This is a genomic window from Mangrovibacter phragmitis (genome assembly GCF_040429585.1).
Lineage (GTDB): Bacteria > Pseudomonadota > Gammaproteobacteria > Enterobacterales > Enterobacteriaceae > Mangrovibacter > Mangrovibacter phragmitis.
Genome location: NZ_CP134782.1, coordinates 3,710,570 through 3,728,160, shown reverse-complemented (window position 1 = coordinate 3,728,160; position 17,591 = coordinate 3,710,570). Strand labels below are relative to the sequence as shown.

Here is a 17,591-nt window from a genome sequence, read left to right as displayed (position 1 = left end):
ATGTGCAAAAGCTGGGAAAACTCACGGCTTTTGGGGCGGCGTGATCGCCTCCGTCAGGAAGTGCTGCACCGGGTCGATGGTGGCCCGGTTCCAACCCCAAGAGACTACACCGGCTGCGATGGAACACACGCCAGTTATTACCGCAAGGGATGGGATTCTGTTGATGTCAGAGACATTGTCTGGCGATGCCACCGTTACAAGGAAAAAAAGAATGTTCAACTCAATTAAAGTGATGTTGCCAAAGCTGTTTTGTTCGGGGTGGACATTGCTTTTGTTTGTCGTGGTTTCTCTGTCCGTATGTGGACAGACGGGCCAGAAGCCCTTTCTCGTCTGGTGGCTGTCAGCCTCAGGTGTGGCGCTTTCATCACTCAGTTTCTTTCTTGATAACCGGGCTGTCGTGCAGCGTCTGGCACATCGTCGAAAGGTCATGGGCTGGTGTGCCTGGCTGGTTCTGGTCGGTGCGCTTGCCTGCTTCTGGGCCACATCGTTTCTTGCCGTAACGTGGATATCCGTCGCGATGTATATCGCAGGGTCATTGTGCGGCTTCATGTTCAGCCTGTGGGTCAGAAATAAGGAGTTGATGAAATGGATCCAATAACCATTTCCACCATTGCCTCTTTGCTCATGAAAGCCGGACCTTCTCTTGTCAGAACGGTGGGTAACCTGTTCGGTGGTGATACGGCGAAAGCCGCCGATTCAGTGGCAGGCATAGTTGAGAGTGTCGGTTCGGTCATTAACCCTCAGGACCAGCAACGGGTTCTTGAGCAGAAACTGAGCCAGTTACCCCCGGACCAGTTCGTGCAAATCCAGTCCATGAAAGTGCAGCTGGAGCAAATTCAGCTTGAACGGGACAAAGCTGTCATGGCTGACAGTCAGGCGGCTCAGCATGAACAACAGGAAACCATTCGTAATGGTGATAATGCCACTGACACCTATGTGCGTCAGACCCGGCCCCTGATGGCCCGTTTATCCCTCTACAGCAGTATCGGTTATGTGATGCTGATGTCTCTGGGACAGCAGGCCGGTGCCGTCGCCAGTGCTTATGGTCATGTGTTTACCATGCCCGCGCCAGACTGGGATATCGCCCTGATGCTGGCGACACCCGCCATGGGCTATCTGGGCTTCAGGACACTGGACGGGTTTGCCCGCTACAGCAAGTCAAGCAAGGACAAGGCCATGGTGACGAAATGACAGATGCTTTTGACCGCGCCAGTGCTCTGGAAACTGAAGAGCGGGAACGCATTTTAAACCGCCATTTAAACCGCATTAAAGAACGGCCTGAACATTACGGTTTTTGTAATGACTGTGGCAATACCATTCCGGACGACCGACTTGCTGCGCAACCGGATGCCGTGACCTGCCATACCTGTCAGAGCATCAGAGAAGAAAGGGGGAAGCGTGGACTGGGATGCGGTTCAAGGTAACTGGGCAATTATCTGGGCGCTGTTCATGTCAGGCGTAAACCTGATTCAGCTTCTGCTGGCAAAGACCTATGTCAAGCGGGAAGAGCTTGAGCTGGTCAGAAACCGGATACAGACGCTGGAAACCAATATTGAAGTTTTGCCGGGTCAGAAAGACCTGCATCAGTTGCAACTGGAAATGAGCAACCTTCGTGGCGAACTGCGTGAGCTGGCCCCGTCAATACGTCAGGTATCACGTATCAGCGATTTACTCCTGGAAAATGAACTGAAGGATAAATAGAGGTATGACAATGCGAGACATGCTCGACCAGGACCAGCGCCTGGTCATTTTGCGATCCCTGACGGAGTGTGGCGACAGTGCCAATGAATCCATTCTTCAGGCCTGCCTGCAAACATACGGACACCGGGTTTCCCGTGATGTGGTCCGGACTCATCTTGCCTGGTTACGGGAACAGGGGCTGGTCAGCCTGACGGATGTTTCCGGCTGTTATGTGGCTGAGATTACAGGTCGTGGTGAAGATGTGGCGAGTGGTCTGAGCACAGTTCCGGGTGTCAAAAAACCCCGGGCGCGGGGGTGATGATGACGGATACCAATACGCTGTTGCATAACTGTCTCAAAATGGCTGACAACCTGAGACGAATATCCCGCGTGGCTGGCTGCACTGAAGCCGGAGAAACCATTCTTCCATGGCATGCAGTGGCTGAAGTTGCCAGCCATATTGAGTCGCTCTGTCAGGTCTGTAAAAAACAGGGCGAAGAGCTGGCCCGGTATGACCGTTCAGAGACACAGCTGATAGAAGAACGGGACCATGCTGAAACGGCCCTGAGTGATATGTATGAAGCCGCCACTGGAGAACGACCTGAATGGAGTAACGTATTCAGCTTCAGTGACGCGGTAAACGATGTGGCTGAACACAGGCATCAGGCGGAGGCAGAACCCCATGGCGAATAAGCTTAAATCACTCACCAAAGGTGAGCGGAATGTGATTAACCAGTTGGCCGCTGTCATGGTTTGCCTGGAAGTTGAAGTCAGGGCTGTCGCACCGCAGATGGAAAAATCAACCGGTAAAAAATATGACTTTAACGCGCCGGACTCCTATCTGAATGTCTTTCTGAACAAGAACCCGGAATACCGTCGCGTATGGAAGCTTCTGATGAAAGACAAGGCCAGCCATGAACGTGGGTTCCTGGAGAAAGTCAGGAGGGAAAATGGCGAGTGAACTGCGTCCCACCCGTGGCCGTCCGTCAAAGATAGACCTGTTACCTGACAGTGTCCGTGACACCCTGCATCAGATGTTGCGCGAAAAACGACATACTCAGGAAGAAATCCGGGAGGCCATCAACGAGCTTATTGACAGTCATGACCTGCCGGAAGGCATGAAGCTCAGCCGAACGGGGCTGAACCGGTATGCCAGCCGTATGGAAGAATTTGGTGCCAAAATCCGGGCATCCAGAGAAATGGCAGAAATCTGGGCAGCAAAGCTGGGTTCTGCACCGACCTCTGATGTTGGTAAGTTGTTGCTGGAGTTCGTCAAGACACTGGCCTTTGAAACATCTATGTCAATGGCTGAAAGCGAGCAGACTGTCGAGCCCAAAGCACTGGGCCAGCTTGCTCTGGTGGCACAACGTCTTGAAGCGGCAGCGATGGCGAGCCATAAACGAGAAAAAGAAATCCGCCAGGCCTTTGCCGAAGAAGCGGCAGCGCAGGCTGAGAAAATAACCAAACAGGCTGGACTGTCAGCTGAAACCGCTGCTGATATCAAACGCCAGATTCTGGGGATTGCATAATGGTTTCCATGTCTGATTCAGCCCTGAACAGTGCTTCAGCCTCTGCCATCCTTAACGGTGAATTTGAACAGGATCAGGTGCTTTTGCCATACCAGCGTCGCTGGATTGCCGACACGGCCCAAATCAAGATTGGCGAAAAATCGCGTCGGACCGGACTGACCTGGGCAGAAGCGGCTGATGCTGCGTTAAATGGGTCTATGTCCAGAACTGCTGGCGGGTGTGACACCTTTTATGTCGGCACGACAAAAGATATGGCTCGCGAGTTTATTGACGCGTGTGCCATGTGGGCAAAGGCCTACGACTGGGCCGCATCCAATATTGGCGAAGAAGTGCTGAACGATGAAGACAAAGACATTCTGGTCTATGTCATCAACTTCGCCAGTGGTTTCAAGATAAAGGCCCTTTCCTCTAACCCGTCGAACCTGCGCGGTATGCAGGGGAACGTCATTATTGATGAGGCTGCATTCCAGGGGGATTTAGCCGCATTACTGAAAGCCGCACTGGCACTGACAATGTGGGGCAGTAAAGTGCGCATTATCTCCACCCATAATGGTATCGAAAACCTGTTCAATACCCTTATCACTGAAAGCCGTGCAGGAAAGCGCCGTTACTCCGTTCACCGTATTGATATTGAACTTGCCATTCAGGAAGGGCTTTACCGGCGAATCTGTCAGGTCACCCGGCAAACCTGGTCACCCGCCGCAGAAACTGAGTGGCTGAACAACCTGCTGAGCGATACGGCAACCGAAGAAGATGCCCGTGAGGAATATTATTGCGAACCCAAAAACGGTGGCGGGACCTATCTGGCCCGGTCCATACGTGAACGGGCTGCGCGGGGTTCAGGTCCCGTTCTGCGCTTTACAGGGTCCACGGAGTTCAATGCCACGCCTGAACATATTCGGGCACTGGACATGCAGGACTGGCTTGAGCGGGTGGTTCAGCCTGCACTGAACACGTTACCGCAGAATCTCCGCCACTGTCTTGGCGAAGACTTTGCCCGTTCCGGGCACCTGACCGTGTTCTCACCCATGACGGTCAATGATGACACCACCCGCACGGTTCCCTTTCTTGTTGAGCTGGCAAATGTTCCCTACAAGCAGCAGGAACAGGCCCTGTTTTTTATTTGTGATCGTCTGCCACGACGCGACGGTATCAAGCTTGACGGGCGTGGTAACGGTAATTATCTGGCGGAACAGGCGGCTGAAAAGTACGGCGATGAAGTGGAAGTGGTCATGCCATCCGTGGCGCATTACCGCGAAAACATGCCCCGCTTCAAGGCGGCATTTGAAGATGATGAGCTGGTCTTACCGAAGCATGAAGATGTGATCAGTGACCTCGGTCAGATAGTTATCCTTCGTGGCGCACCGGGTATTGATGACCGGGAGAATACCGGCAGCGACGGCCATAAACGCCATGGTGACAGTGCTTATGCGATATTTCTGGCCTTCCTTGCCAGCAAAGAAGACTGCCGCCGGTATGAGCTTCACCGCCTTAACCGGCAGGAACATGAGCGGAAGCGGCCAGAGAGTGATGATAACCATCGCCAGCTTCACCTTACCCGTGGTCTGAAAAATCAGCGAGGTTTACTCTGATGCTAAAACAATTATCCGGGGCTATACGCCGTCTGCTTCATCCTCAGACCGGGGAAGCTGTTACCGTTAAAGATACTGATGCCACAGAGGCGGAAGCCCGCAGCCGCAGTATGAGTGTGCGCCGACCTTCCCCAGGTATCAGTGTCGCCAGCACACTGTCACCTGCCCGTCTTGCGGGGGTTTTACGCAATGCTGTGGAAGGTGATGTCAGGGAATACTTCATTCTTGCTGAAGAAATGGAGGAGCGTGACCTGCATTACGCCAGTGTGTTGCGTACCCGTAAGCTGACGGTGGCCGGAATTGTCCCCACGGTGGTGGCGGCCAGTGATGATGAAAAAGATATCCTGCTTGCTGATGCTGTCCGGGCCCTGCTGGAACAGCCTCAAATCCCCGAGCTGTTATTTGACCTGCTGGACGGGCTGGGAAAAGGTATCGGTGTCTGTGAAATTCTCTGGGATACCCGTCAGGCACAATGGAAACCCCGTGACTATGAATGGGTTGACCCCCGCTTTCTCAGGCCAGAGCGTGAGACGCTCCGCCAGTTTATGCTGCTGACAGACAGCAATCCTGTTTCGGGTGTGTCGCTGAGCCCGGGTAAATTCATTATCCATCAGCCCCGGCTTAAGTCAGGGTTACCCATTCGAAACGGGTTAGCCCGTCTTGTGGCAGTGATGTACATGCTCAAGTCCTTTACGGTGCGTGACTGGTGGGCCTTTGGTGAAAAGTTCGGTATTCCCATTGTTGTCGGGAAATATGGTGCGAATGCCTCCCCTGAACAGATAAAGACCCTCATTGATGCCATCAGCTCTATTGCCTCAGATGCCGGGTGTGCCATTCCACAGAGTATGCAACTGGATATGCAGGAGACGGCCAGCCGGAATAATGGCGGCGCACTGTTTAAGGAAATGGCTGAATGGTGTGATGCCCAGACATCCAAGGCGGTGCTGGGTCAGACGATGACCACGGATAACGGCAGTTCCCGTGCCCAGGCAGATGTTCATGACCGGGTGAGAATGGACATTGTGAACTGGGACGCCCGGCAACTGGCCGATACGCTCAATGAGTTTCTGGTTCGTCCGTTTATCCAGTTCAATTACGGGCCTCAGGAGAATTACCCCAGGATAAAAATGTCAGTCAGTGAGGCCGAAGACCTCAAGTCCTTTGTTGAGGCCCTGACACCGTTGATAGACAGGGGCATGAAAATTCAGGAATCAGAAATTCGTGACCGGTTCGGGCTGGCAGAGCCCGAAGACGGTGCCGCCGTTCTCGTGCCTGAAAGCACGTTCACAGCCTTCAGTCCTGCCCCTGCACTGAACCGTGAACACATTGCACTCAACCGAAGCCAGGAAGACGACATTGATGTCATGGTCAGTGAAGCAATGAAAGACTGGGAGCAGACCGGTGATGCATTCACCAGTCCGGTATTGCAGCTGGCTAAAGATGTCGGGAGTTATGAAGAGTTTCTTGCCCGCCTGCCTGAGCTTCAGCAGTCGCTGAAACCGGATGAGTTCGTGCAGCAGCTGGCGCTCCTGAGTTTTAAAGCCCGGGCGCTGGGGGATGCGAATGATGGTTGATAAGCCAGTAACGAAAGCCATGTGGACAAACATTGCGGATGAGCTGAAAGGCTACTTTTGTCATGTCCGGTTCCGCTATCAGGATACAGTGGTCAGTATTACGCGGGAGCGTGACGGTGAGAGCCACACGGTTCTCGCTGTTTATTTTGACGGGAAAATGTGCGCCGGATGGGGTAGTGAAGCCAGTGATATGTTTAACCCGCTGACCCGGCTTTTCTGGTGTGAGAAAAGACGCCGTTATTATTCGGCAAAACGGGTGGCTGAGCTGGAAAAGCTGTTTGGTAAACGGAAAGCAAAAGCGATGTTCCCTGAACTGCATGACTGTATGCGTTACCGCACACCGTTTTTCAACAGTTCTGCCGCGCTCATTCGGCAGTTCAGGAAGGCTGATGGCCTGACCATTATCACTGAACAGGAGGCGTGACTTATGGCTCAGGATATTGTCCCTGAAGAGGCACTTGCCTGGATGAAAGCCAAAAAGCTTAAGCCCGGTTTTGATTACCGTGACGTCTGGCGTGAAGAGCACCGTATCGGCTTTACCGTGGCAAAAATGACCCAGCTCGACCTTCTTCAGGATGTGAAAATGATCCTAGAGGATGCACTGGAGAATGGCCAGACCTTCGCGCAGTTCCGCGAAACACTGAAACCGCTGCTGATAAAGCGGGGTTGGTGGGGCACTCAGATGATGGATGACCCACTGACGCAGGAAACCCGGGTGGTACAGCTCGGCAGCGACAGACGTTTGCGCACCCTTTACGATACGAATATGCGTACTGCACGCAGTGCCGGTCAGTGGGACCGCATAGAGCGAACCAAAAGGGCCATGCCGTATTTGCTCTATACTGTCGGGCCGTCGAGGGTACACCGCAAGGAACACCTTGGCTGGGCTGACCTCTGTCTGCCGGTTGATGATCCTTTCTGGAAAACGCATATGGGACCAAATGGCTGGGGGTGTAAATGTGGTGTGCGGCAGGTCAGTAAGTATGAGTATCAGCAATTGCTGAAACAGGGTGTCACCCGTAACGTTCAGCAGCTCGATGACAGAGGTAATCCAACGGGTCAGGTCATCCGGCAGACAGTGCCGGTGCAAACTGAAGCGCCGGAAATAAAACGGGTTAAGTGGGTGAACAAACGTACCGGTGAAGAGGAAATGGTGCCACAGGGTATTGATCCGGGATGGGATTATAACCCCGGTACAGGGCGGGAACGTGAACTGGATCGTCAGTTACAAACCCGGCAGCAGCAGTTCGACAGTAATAAATAATGTTGCCTGAAAGACGTTTGTACGCTTCATGGTGGCGCTGTCATGCTTTGTGGTACGATGATTCACCAGAAATTTATTAAACGCTTACAGGCGTTTTTAAACGTGTTTTAAACGGGGTTAACCCGATAATTTACAGTGAAGCCGGTAAATCCGGCTTTTATTTTCCCTTCCTCATACTGTCCGTACACCTTTTTTAAACGGACAGCATCATGGGCAAACCGCTCCCCAACATTGAACTTCTGGCGCTCTGCTTTGAGTTGCCGGAACTGACAGCTAACACCCCGCTGCCAGAATGGCTGCCGATGATACCGGCTGGCACATTCACCGGGCGTGATGGCCGTTCCTGGGTAAATAACCAGCCGGAAGCTGTTATCCGCGCCACCCTGAGCTATCCCAAACTGCCGTTTGATATGGAGCATGCCACTGAGCTGAAAGGGCCGAAAGGCGAAGAGGCTCCTGCATTTGCCTGGCTGGACGACTACCGGCTGCGTGATGATGGCGTCATTGAAGCGCACATCGAATGGACGCCCGATGGCGAAGCCCTTATCCGTGGCAAAAAATACCGCTACTACAGTCCGGCCTTTGGCTTTACTGCCGACGGTCAGGTGACCCGTATTTCCAGTGCGGGCCTGACCAACAAACCCAACCTTGATTTACCCGCACTTAACTCGGAGAACCACGACATGACCGTACCTGTCCAGATTGCGACAGTGCTGGGTCTGGCCGCTGCTGCGTCTGTTGATGACACAGTTAAAGCTATCCAGCAACTCAAAGACCGTGAAACGGTGGCGCTGAACCGTGCTGAAAACCCGGATGTGACGAAGTTTATTCCCATTGAGACACACCAGCTGGCACTGAACCGTGCTGAGACAGCTGAAGGTGAGCTGCAGGCCCGCAACAACAAAGATGCTGAGGCTCTGGTGGATGCGGCAATTGAAGGCGGGAAGGTCGCCCCGGCGAACCGTGAGATGTATCTCGCGACCTGTCGTACCAAAGAAGGCCGGGAGCAGTTCATCGGCTTTGTCAAAACGGCCCCTGCACTGGTGAACAATGAAGACGCCACAAAAGGGAAAACCACCACCACCGATAAAAAGCTCACGGAAACTGAACTGGCAATGTGTCGCAGCATGGGCATTACCGAAGAAGAGTTTCTCGCAGCCAAACCTGAACAGGAGTAATCACGATGCCAGCACCTTCTGCTGAAATTTTGCACGCACTCACCACGTCGCTGAGTGCTGCGTTTAACCGTGGGCTTACGGGGGTTACACCACAGTATCTGCGTATTGCGACTGAAGTGCCCAGTGGCTCCGCCTCCAATACATATGGCTGGCTGGCGGATTTACCGACCATCAAAGAGTGGGTCGGTGAACGCCAGATGGCACTGCTGGCACAGTACGGCTACGTCATCACCAACAAAACCTGGGAAAACTCTATTCGGGTTAAACGGGAAAACATTGAAGATGACGAGATTGGTCAGTACAGCGTGATTGCCGCCGCGTTCGGCCAGCAGGTTGCTGCGTTTCCTGACACCCTGAGCTTCCCCATGCTGGTTGCCGGTTTCACGACAGAATGCTTTGACGGTCAGTATTTCTTTGATACCGACCACCCCATGGCGGGTTCCACCTACAGCAATATCGTCGGGGATATTGCCACCGATACCGGTGAACCCTGGTTCCTGATTGATGAGTCACAGGCACTGAAGCCGGTGATTTACCAGAAGCGACGTGATTTCGATTTCAAATCGCTGGACGACCTGAGCAGTGAGCATACGTTCAAAAATAACGAGTTCCTGTATGGCGTTGATGGTCGCTGCAATGTCGGGTTCGGGTTCTGGCAAACCGCCTGTGGCTCACGTGCGGCCCTGACTACTGAAAACTATGAAGCGGCAGTGAAGGTGTTGCAGGGAATGAAACGTGACTCCGGTCAGCCTCTGGGTATCCGCCCAACCACTCTGGTGGTGGGGCCCAACAACCGTGCCGCCGCGAAGAAAATCATTGATGCCATGCTGGTCGATGGTGGGGATTCCAATATCTATTACAAAGATGTGGATATCGTCAACTCACCGTTCATCACCACCCCGGCGTAATTCTCAGCGTCGGTCAACAACGTTACAGCAGGCTTTATACCTGCTGTAACCCACCTTTAAAGAGGATGGAACAGTGAGTGGAACGAAAGCAAAAGCAACGGGTAAGCAAGTCACTAAAGGTGGCGCTGGCAAGGTATCAGCGGAGAAAGTGGCACCGGATGTTGCATCAAACGTGCCGGGACCTGAACTGTCACTTGCGTTGCCCGGGCATTACATACCGGTGGGTGCGGGTGCCATCAGTGTGATGACACCGCTGCAGGCGCTGAGTACCGGTGATGAAACACGTCTTCCCCCGGCTGGTCCGGCAACTGATGACGTGCAGGTTCTGTCTGTCAGGGCAAAATCCCGTCGTGGTTTCTGGCGCTGTGGCCGCTTCTGGCCGCATGAGACCGTGCATATTTTTGTCAGTGATGACCCGGATGGTGACAACGAGGCGAATGCTCTGGACGGTGATGTGGTCATCAGTTGCTTCATCAGCCATGCCACCGCGCAACGCCTGAAAGCGGAACCCGGCCTGATAGTGACTGACGTCCCGGTTGTGGCGGAGAAAGGCTGATGGGGATTTACGTTACCCGTGATGACCTGCTGGCGGCAGACGGCTCTCTGGTCTGGAACATGGCTATAGACAAGGACACCGAGCAGCTTGATGAAACCAAAATTGCCACAGCGATTGAAGACGCAGATGCAGAGATCAATTCGTTTCTGTCCAAGCGTTACCAGCTGCCGCTGAATATTACAGCTGTCCCGCGGCCACTGCACCGGGTAGCGGTCTCCATCGCCATTTACTGGTTATCTGAACGCGACAACCAGATAACAGACCTGATTCAGAAACGGTATGACAGTGCCATCCAGACCCTGAAAGAGATGGCGAACGGCACCCGTGACCTGGGTCTGCCAACAGACACACCGGCACCGGAAACGGATAACGGGAGACTGATTGTTGTATCCGATAACGAGCGACTCTTCACCCGTAACAAGTTGCGTGGGGTGCTGTGATGGCGATATCCGTCGAGGTATCAGGCACTGAACAACTGGCTAAGGTCCGTATGGCGGTTGAAAAGCTGTCCGACGGTGCCCTGCAACAGGAACTGCTGGAAAGCATTGGTGCCACGGTTGAATCGCAGACCCGCCGTCGTATCAGTGATGAGAAAACCAGCCCTGCCGGGGAGAAGTGGCAGGACTGGTCAGAGCGCTACCGAAAGACCCGTAACGGTAACCAGAGTCTGTTACAGGGAAATGGTGACTTACTGGACAGTATTCAGTTCATCACCGAGCGTGGCCGGGTTCGCGTGGGTTCTCCACTGGCCTATGCAGCCGTTCACCAGGACGGGTTCTCCGGCAACGTGTCGGTCAGTGCGCATAAGCGTCTCATCACCCAGGCATTTGGCCGGGCACTGAAGCATGGCGTCTGGCAAACCGTGGGGGCACATAAGCGCATGATGAATATCCCGCAGCGTGAATACCTCGGGTTATCTGCAGAGAACAATGATGAGCTGATGCACGTCATCAGTGATTTCTGGAATGGAGTGTTGCCATGAGTAACCGTCCCGTATTACTGACCACCGGCAGCACGGTTGCCGCTGCTGAGAATATTGTGTCATGGCTTATCCCTGCCCTGCAGGGTGACAGTCCGGATCAGGTCAGGGCAATTGAGCGACATATCGGCCAGTTCAATACACCTGCTGAGGTGAAAACCTATCTGTCTGACCGCAGTGGCTGCATTCGCATTACCGCTCTGCGTATTCGCAATATCCGCCAGCGTGCAGGGGGTACGGTCGGTGATGTCATCTGGGGTGCCTATGTGATGGCAACAGATTCATGGGGCCATTCCCGGGATACCCGCTGCGAGGTCATCGTGGGAAAACTGGTCCGCCGAATTGCCTCCCGTGATGCCGCTGCAGGTATGAAAGCTGAACGGGCTCCGGTTTCCATCAGCGCTGACAACATTTATTCCGCAGGCCTTAACGAACTGGGCCTCACTTTATGGGCGGTGACATGGGAGCAGGAATTCAGGCTGGATGAAGAAATCGATATTAATGCGCTCCCTGACTTTCTGCGACTGGGTGCCACGTTTGTGGTTAACGATGGCGCAACGGAAATTCAGGGCGATATTGACGTGAGAGAGGAACATGAATGATTAAGCATATAACGCCAGCCCGGCCTGACTTACGGGTCAGAAAACAGAATGGCGACCTCCTTGCTGCCGGAGGCGAGCCATTGCAGGTCAATGCCTGGTGGTATCGTCGTGAGGCTCAGGGTGATGTGATCATGACTGAGGTAAAAAAAGGCACTGCGTCCACTGACAGTGGTACACAGAAACGTACTGGCGGGGAGAAATAACCATGTCTCTTGGCACTATTCCTGATGATATCCGCGTACCACTGGCTGTCATCGAAATTGATAATTCTCAGGCCCTGAGCAGCGCACCGGCTCAGTCACGTAAGGTACTGGTTATCGGACACCAGAATGATGACGGGACATCAGTGGCACTGACCCGCAGCCGGATCACCGGTGATGGTATGTCCGGGCAGTTATACGGTAAAGGTTCAATGCTGGCGGCCATGCTGAAAATATTCCGCAAGGCGAACAGTTACACCGAGACCTGGGCAATGAGTGTGCCTGTTCCTGAAGGGGCCGCGGCAAAGGCTTCTCTGACGATTATCGGTTCTGCTTCAGCAGCCGGCACACTGGCGCTGTTGGTGAACGGTATCTCTGTACAGATTGCCGTGGCGGAAAGTGACGACAAGGATACCGTGGCGGGGGCAATAGTGACGGCTATGACGGCCCAGCCTGAGACACAGGTCACTGCCGCCCTGAAAGAAGGGCTGACCGATACGGTTGAACTGACGGCAAACTGGCCGGGCAGTACGGGAAATGGTATGGACGTGCGCCTGAATTATTATACCGGCGAGCAGACACCCTCGGGTCTTGGGGTGACCATTGCCGGTTTTGCAGGCGGTACGGGTACACCGGACATGTCGGCTGTCGTGGCTGCAATGGGTGATGACTGGTTTACCGATATTGTGTGCCCGTTTAATGACACCCAGAGCCTTAACACCCTCCGTGACGAACTGGTCACCCGCTGGGGCCCGCTGAAGATGATTGAGGCGCAGTTGTGGACTGCTTTTCGTGGTACGCATGCTGAATCAGGTACGTTTGGTCATGCCCGTAATGACTGGCTGATATCCTGCATGAGTACCAATATTGCCCCTCAGCCTCACTGGCAGTGGGCGGCATCTTACGGGGGTATCGCCGCATACTATCTGGCTGTTGACCCGGCCCGCCCGCTTCAGACACTGGTTCTTCCCGGGATACTTGTTCCGGTTAAAGATATTCGCTGGGATCTGCAGGAACGTAATCTGCTGCTGCATGACGGTATAGCAACCCACTTTGTTGATGCGGGTGATAATGCCTGTATTGAGCGTGAAGTCACGATGTACCGGGTTAATCAGTACGGTGATACGGATACGTCTTACCTTGACGTCCAGTCACCGGCCACACTGGGGCGCATTCGCTACATCATTAAGAACCGCTTCACTAACCGTTACCCCCGCCACAAACTGGCCGGGGATGACGTTCTGGACCGCCTTGACCCGGGACAGCCCGTAATGACACCCAAAATCGCCCGGGCTGAGTTGCTGGATATCGCACTGACCGAACTGGTGCCAGCCGGTCTGGTGGAAGACTTTGATGATTACAAAGACACGCTTGATGTGGACATCGACAGCAACGATGCCAACCGGCTCAACTTTATCGCCCACCCGAACCTGGTAAACCAGTTGCGTGTGCTGGCCGGTCTTATTCAGTTCAAACAGTAAGGGGATAGTGGTATGTCAACAATTCTGGGAATGGCCTCTATCCGTATCAATGGCCGTGAAATTAAAACTGAAGGTAAATCCACCCTGAATCCGGGTGGCTTCTCCCGAACCCAGCATATGGGCGGCGGCAAGGTCTGGGGGTTGTCGCGCAAAATGGCGGCACCGTCAATTCAGTTAACCATTGCGGCTGCAGAAGACATGGATGTGGTTGAAATCAGTAACTGGGAAGAGGTCACTGTCATGTTTGAAGGGGATAACGGCCTCAACTATATGATGACCGGGTCAGCAACAGAAGGCCCGGCAACACTGGATGAAGATGCCGGGACGATATCGGCTAACTTCCTTGGCACCAATCTGGTTAAGGTATAAGACATGGCTCAGATGACCTGTACACTGAAGCATGGCCTGCTGACCGGTAAAGGTACGGCGGATGAAGCATGTCATGTTGACGTCACCTTTCGTGAACTGAACTCAGAGGATGTGATCAAATCACAACTGGCCGCTGAGCGTGTGGTTATCGGGGAGAACGGCAAGGCCGTTGCTTACTGCTCTGAGGTGCTGATGGGGCTGGAGATGTTGCGCCGTCAGATACTTTCTGTAGGTACTATCCCCGGCCCGCTGAATATCAAAGACCTCTACAGGCTCCACCCGGAAGACCTTGATTTACTGACGGGCATGGCATCAAAGATGGATGACCTGCTTGCGGAGACTGGTTCCCGGGGGCGACCTGATGCCGCTGGCGACGGCGCTCAGTAGTTTACTCGTCAATTTGTCTCAACGTTTCGATATGTCCTACCTCCAGCAGTTGCCCTTGCGGCAACTGTTTCGTCTCACAGAACAACTGAGGAAGCAATATGGCAAGCCGCCTGACCACAGAAATCCTCATTAACCTTGCCGGTAACCTGACAGCAAAAGCGCGGCAATACGGTGCCAATATGTCTGAGTTCGCCCGGCGTAATGAACGGGCCATGTCGGTGGTTAAATCCACCAGCGCTGCTGCAGGCCGGGCTCTTGACAGTCTGGGTAATCGCTATACCGGGATGATTGCCGGGTTTGCTACCGGGGCAACGGTAAAAGGTGTTGCTGATTTCGATGCACAGATGCGGCGTATGGGAACGGATGCCCAGTTAACCCGTGAGCAGGTCATCAGTTTACATGAGCAAATCAGGGATATATCGAATCAGGGGGATATTCGCCTTGATGCGTCTGCACTGGGACAGGGTGTCAGCGAGTTGCTGGGAAAAACCGGTGATTACAAATTTGTGGCAGATAACCTGCGTAATATGGGATTGCTCATGCAGGCCTTTGGGGTTGACGGCCAGACGGCAGCGGGCTTGCTTGCCCAGTTCTGGGAAAAAGGTGTCAAAGGTTCCGGTGACGTTAGCAAAATGCTGGATAAGTTGTATGCCCAGTTTGCTGTCGGGTCGGTAAGTGTGGCCGATATTGCCAGGGTTGCCCCAAAATTGTTTTCTATTATTCAGCAACAGGGCCCGGTAGCGATTGCCCAGATGGGCGCATTCGCTCAGGTATTTGCAAAAAACAAGGGCAGCGCTGATGAAACAGTTACCAGTATTCAGGCCATGTATGCAGCCCTCTCTAATAAAAAGAACATTGATTTTCTTAAAGCGAATGGCATCGATGTGTTTCAGAAAGGGACAAAAGAATTAAAGCTTCCTTTTGAATTGATGAAGGAAATTTTAGCAAGGGCTAAAAACGATCCAGTAAAACTTCAGGATGTCTTTGACCAGACAGGGATGCAGGGGATTACAACATTACTCAAGCCTGAGAATATCAGGCTTATGCAGGAGCTGATTTACGGCACCGTAGAATATGGGTCCACCCAGAATGCAGCAAAGACCAATGCAGAGGGATTTAATTCAGCCATGCAGTCGCTCAATAATGAATGGCAGCGTTTTGCTGAATCAAATCTGGCACAGCCTGTACAGGAACTGGCTGATGCTCTTAACTCGGTTGACCATGAAACGGTACAAAACTGGTTGAATATTGGTAAGAACATCACTATTGCAGTGGGCGGGCTTATTGCGGCCAGAAAAGTATTCAAAGTTGGAAAAGGTGCCTGGGATTTGTTTGGCGGCGGTAAAAGTAAAGGAATTCCAAAGAACGTCTCTGATGCATTTGGATCTGGTGTGATGCCTGTTTATGTTGTCAACATGAGTGGTGGCTTCAGTAATGGTGGTCCGGGTAGTCAGAATGGCCCGACACCGGCAACAGGTCCTAAAGGGGCTGAACCCACCAAACCTGTCCCTTCTGGTTCCAGTCCCTCATCACCGAAACTTCCTGAGTTACCTACAACAGGCATGACACGCTGGACAGGTCTTGCACTCGGTGCCATGACCGGGGTTGGTATGACCTATCTGCAGAGTGAGGCGGCTGATTATATTGCCCAAAATATTTACGAAGGTTCCGGGCTTGGGGAAAAGGCGCGTCAGTCTCCTACACGCGACTGGTCGTATAGGGTGGCATCCGAATTACAGCTTGATACACCTGCCCAGGAAAAACAAAAACGAAGTGATGTATGGGATGCACTGGTCAACTTTTTTACCACTGCTGTCAGTGATACATCATCAATGCCGCAGGACCCAAGGCCATGGGCAAGTATGCAAAATCAGTCACCGAATTACCCTCTGGTGCCACCCCAGCTTCAGGGGGAAATTCGCGTGGTTGTTGAAGGTGATGCCCGGGTTAAAAGTGTGAAGATGGACCAGCCAGGCGTGAAACTCAGTGCCTCTGCTGGTATTTCCAGTGTGGAGCAGAACTGATGGCAACAGGAAAATGGGAAACCCTGCGTGATGCATCATTCCGTAATGTCTCGTTTTACCTGGTCGATAATGAAGGCACCAGTGGGCGGCGAGCCATCCCTCGGGCATATCCCAAAAAAGAAGTGGGCTGGACCGAAGACAATGGTGCGGTGCTGTCCCAGCAGCAGATTAACGGAAAGCTCGTCGGTAACAATTACCAGAAACAACTGGATGCCCTGCTGTCTGCTTTGAACACTCCCGGCCCGGGCGAACTGGTCCACCCGTGGTTTGGGGTTCAAAAGGTGCAGGTGGGTAAGGTTTCTCACCGACTCAGCACTGAGGAAGGCGGCGTCGCCTACATTTCATTTGAAGTTTTTGAAGCGGGTGAACGCCTGTTCCCTTCCCCAACGGAAAATACCAGCCTGACCTCACTCAGTGCTGCTGATGCTGTCAAAGAGGCTTTTGCAAACGGCGATTATTTTGCCGCTCTTGATGGCCTCGGTGATATGACTGACAGCCTGCTGGATGATATGGAAGGGCTGGTAATGAACCTCCCAACCATACCTTCCGCACTGACTGACTGGGTTGACCGGCTGGGCCGCTTTAAAGACCTGACAGGTGTAATTATTGCTAAACCCGGAGAACTGGTCAGGCAGATGACCAGCCTGACCAGCAGTATCCGGGACATTGTCAGTGAGCCACCCTGGTCGCTGCGCGTTTATGACCAGTTGAGTGACCAGTGGGCCGGAGATAAAGCCACCAAATCCGCAACCCGAAGTCTTCCTAAAGACATGCCTGTTGTAGCCAGCTCACCGTCTCAGGGAGTCGTTGGTATGGCGAGTAGTGTCCCGGTAACGGGGGTTGCCATGACCACATCAATGAAGGACAACATCAACGACTTCCGTCAGCTTGTCATTGTGTCTTCTGTGGTGGCAAAGGCCGAGGCTGTCGCCACCATGGATTTTGCAACAGCAGAAGAAGCCACGAACGCCGGTGATACGCTGGCCGTTCAGCTGTCTGAGCAGGCAGCTATTGCCGTTGAAAACGGACAGCGTGATTTGTGGCGTGCATTACGTGACCTTCGTTTTTCTGTTGTAAATGATGTCAGGGTTCGTAGTGCACAGTTACCTGACACCCGTCTGGTTAACCCAACAACGACCACAACAGCAGCCCTGCTGGCATGGCGTGAAACGGGTGATACGGAGAACAGGGACACTATTGTGTCGCGTAATCGCCTTCGTGATCCTTCTTTTATTCTCCCCTCCACATCAATAAAGGTGACTGACTGA

Annotated in this window: 25 protein-coding genes; all 25 read left to right on the top strand. The window is 53.2% G+C overall.

Annotated elements, in window-relative coordinates:
• Positions 1–228: a hypothetical protein gene (locus MPHASIOC01_RS18035; RefSeq protein WP_353613031.1), complete on the top strand. Its 228-nt coding sequence runs from the start codon at positions 1–3 to the stop codon at positions 226–228.
• Complete coding sequence (locus tag MPHASIOC01_RS18030) at positions 212–598, top strand: hypothetical protein (protein ID WP_353613030.1); 387 nt, start codon at positions 212–214, stop codon at positions 596–598. The genes MPHASIOC01_RS18035 and MPHASIOC01_RS18030 overlap by 17 nt, the downstream gene beginning before the upstream one ends.
• Positions 586–1,191 carry a hypothetical protein gene (locus MPHASIOC01_RS18025; RefSeq protein WP_353613029.1) on the top strand — a complete coding sequence of 202 codons (606 nt, stop codon included), beginning with the start codon at positions 586–588 and terminating at the stop codon, positions 1,189–1,191. Before MPHASIOC01_RS18030 ends, MPHASIOC01_RS18025 begins: the two co-directional genes overlap by 13 nt.
• Positions 1,188–1,424 (top strand): TraR/DksA family transcriptional regulator, encoded by a 237-nt coding sequence (locus MPHASIOC01_RS18020; RefSeq protein ID WP_353613028.1) that lies wholly within the window; start codon positions 1,188–1,190, stop codon positions 1,422–1,424. Before MPHASIOC01_RS18025 ends, MPHASIOC01_RS18020 begins: the two co-directional genes overlap by 4 nt.
• A gap of 25 nt (positions 1,425–1,449) precedes the next feature.
• Entirely contained in the window at positions 1,450–1,701 is a 252-nt protein-coding gene (locus tag MPHASIOC01_RS18015; protein WP_405027781.1) for a DUF2730 family protein, read from the top strand.
• A gap of 10 nt (positions 1,702–1,711) precedes the next feature.
• Positions 1,712–1,999, top strand: coding sequence for an ArsR family transcriptional regulator (locus MPHASIOC01_RS18010; protein WP_353614955.1), 288 nt, complete (start codon positions 1,712–1,714; stop codon positions 1,997–1,999).
• The gene (locus MPHASIOC01_RS27700; RefSeq protein WP_405027738.1) at positions 1,999–2,373 is read left to right on the top strand and encodes a hypothetical protein; all 375 of its coding nucleotides are present in this window, start codon (positions 1,999–2,001) and stop codon (positions 2,371–2,373) included. The genes MPHASIOC01_RS18010 and MPHASIOC01_RS27700 overlap by 1 nt, the downstream gene beginning before the upstream one ends.
• A complete protein-coding gene (locus tag MPHASIOC01_RS18000) occupies positions 2,363–2,641 on the top strand; it encodes a hypothetical protein (RefSeq protein WP_353613026.1) in 279 nt (92 codons plus the stop codon). The genes MPHASIOC01_RS27700 and MPHASIOC01_RS18000 overlap by 11 nt, the downstream gene beginning before the upstream one ends.
• The gene (locus MPHASIOC01_RS17995; RefSeq protein WP_353613025.1) at positions 2,631–3,209 is read left to right on the top strand and encodes a DUF3486 family protein; all 579 of its coding nucleotides are present in this window, start codon (positions 2,631–2,633) and stop codon (positions 3,207–3,209) included. The genes MPHASIOC01_RS18000 and MPHASIOC01_RS17995 overlap by 11 nt, the downstream gene beginning before the upstream one ends.
• Before the next feature lie 8 nt (positions 3,210–3,217).
• Positions 3,218–4,801: a terminase large subunit domain-containing protein gene (locus tag MPHASIOC01_RS17990; RefSeq protein WP_405027780.1), complete on the top strand. Its 1,584-nt coding sequence runs from the start codon at positions 3,218–3,220 to the stop codon at positions 4,799–4,801.
• The gene (locus MPHASIOC01_RS17985) at positions 4,801–6,375 is read left to right on the top strand and encodes a DUF935 domain-containing protein (RefSeq protein ID WP_353613023.1); all 1,575 of its coding nucleotides are present in this window, start codon (positions 4,801–4,803) and stop codon (positions 6,373–6,375) included. Before MPHASIOC01_RS17990 ends, MPHASIOC01_RS17985 begins: the two co-directional genes overlap by 1 nt.
• A complete protein-coding gene (locus tag MPHASIOC01_RS17980) occupies positions 6,365–6,799 on the top strand; it encodes a hypothetical protein (protein ID WP_353613022.1) in 435 nt (144 codons plus the stop codon). The genes MPHASIOC01_RS17985 and MPHASIOC01_RS17980 overlap by 11 nt, the downstream gene beginning before the upstream one ends.
• Positions 6,800–6,802: 3 nt before the next feature.
• Entirely contained in the window at positions 6,803–7,639 is an 837-nt protein-coding gene (locus MPHASIOC01_RS17975; protein WP_353613021.1) for a phage minor head protein, read from the top strand.
• 209 nt (positions 7,640–7,848) lie between these two features.
• Positions 7,849–8,817, top strand: coding sequence for a phage protease (locus MPHASIOC01_RS17970; RefSeq protein ID WP_353613020.1), 969 nt, complete (start codon positions 7,849–7,851; stop codon positions 8,815–8,817).
• A 5-nt stretch (positions 8,818–8,822) separates the two neighbouring features.
• Positions 8,823–9,725, top strand: a complete 903-nt coding sequence (locus tag MPHASIOC01_RS17965; RefSeq protein WP_353613019.1) for a Mu-like prophage major head subunit gpT family protein — start codon at positions 8,823–8,825, stop codon at positions 9,723–9,725.
• A gap of 73 nt (positions 9,726–9,798) precedes the next feature.
• Positions 9,799–10,281, top strand: a complete 483-nt coding sequence (locus MPHASIOC01_RS17960) for a hypothetical protein (RefSeq protein ID WP_353613018.1) — start codon at positions 9,799–9,801, stop codon at positions 10,279–10,281.
• Complete coding sequence (locus tag MPHASIOC01_RS17955; protein WP_036108970.1) at positions 10,281–10,721, top strand: gp436 family protein; 441 nt, start codon at positions 10,281–10,283, stop codon at positions 10,719–10,721. Before MPHASIOC01_RS17960 ends, MPHASIOC01_RS17955 begins: the two co-directional genes overlap by 1 nt.
• Positions 10,721–11,263 (top strand): phage virion morphogenesis protein, encoded by a 543-nt coding sequence (locus MPHASIOC01_RS17950; RefSeq protein WP_036108967.1) that lies wholly within the window; start codon positions 10,721–10,723, stop codon positions 11,261–11,263. The genes MPHASIOC01_RS17955 and MPHASIOC01_RS17950 overlap by 1 nt, the downstream gene beginning before the upstream one ends.
• Positions 11,260–11,862: a hypothetical protein gene (locus MPHASIOC01_RS17945; RefSeq protein WP_036108962.1), complete on the top strand. Its 603-nt coding sequence runs from the start codon at positions 11,260–11,262 to the stop codon at positions 11,860–11,862. Before MPHASIOC01_RS17950 ends, MPHASIOC01_RS17945 begins: the two co-directional genes overlap by 4 nt.
• Positions 11,859–12,065 carry a DUF2635 domain-containing protein gene (locus MPHASIOC01_RS17940; protein ID WP_036108960.1) on the top strand — a complete coding sequence of 69 codons (207 nt, stop codon included), beginning with the start codon at positions 11,859–11,861 and terminating at the stop codon, positions 12,063–12,065. The genes MPHASIOC01_RS17945 and MPHASIOC01_RS17940 overlap by 4 nt, the downstream gene beginning before the upstream one ends.
• Positions 12,066–12,067: 2 nt before the next feature.
• A complete protein-coding gene (locus MPHASIOC01_RS17935; RefSeq protein ID WP_353613017.1) occupies positions 12,068–13,543 on the top strand; it encodes a phage tail sheath subtilisin-like domain-containing protein in 1,476 nt (491 codons plus the stop codon).
• A gap of 12 nt (positions 13,544–13,555) precedes the next feature.
• The gene (locus tag MPHASIOC01_RS17930) at positions 13,556–13,912 is read left to right on the top strand and encodes a phage tail tube protein (protein ID WP_036108954.1); all 357 of its coding nucleotides are present in this window, start codon (positions 13,556–13,558) and stop codon (positions 13,910–13,912) included.
• Between the two features lie 3 nt (positions 13,913–13,915).
• The gene (locus tag MPHASIOC01_RS17925; protein ID WP_036108952.1) at positions 13,916–14,299 is read left to right on the top strand and encodes a phage tail assembly protein; all 384 of its coding nucleotides are present in this window, start codon (positions 13,916–13,918) and stop codon (positions 14,297–14,299) included.
• A 98-nt stretch (positions 14,300–14,397) separates the two neighbouring features.
• On the top strand, positions 14,398–16,323 hold the full coding sequence (locus MPHASIOC01_RS17920; protein WP_036108948.1) for a phage tail tape measure protein: 1,926 nt from the start codon (positions 14,398–14,400) through the stop codon (positions 16,321–16,323).
• Positions 16,323–17,591, top strand: coding sequence for a DNA circularization protein (locus MPHASIOC01_RS17915; protein ID WP_036108944.1), 1,269 nt, complete (start codon positions 16,323–16,325; stop codon positions 17,589–17,591). The genes MPHASIOC01_RS17920 and MPHASIOC01_RS17915 overlap by 1 nt, the downstream gene beginning before the upstream one ends.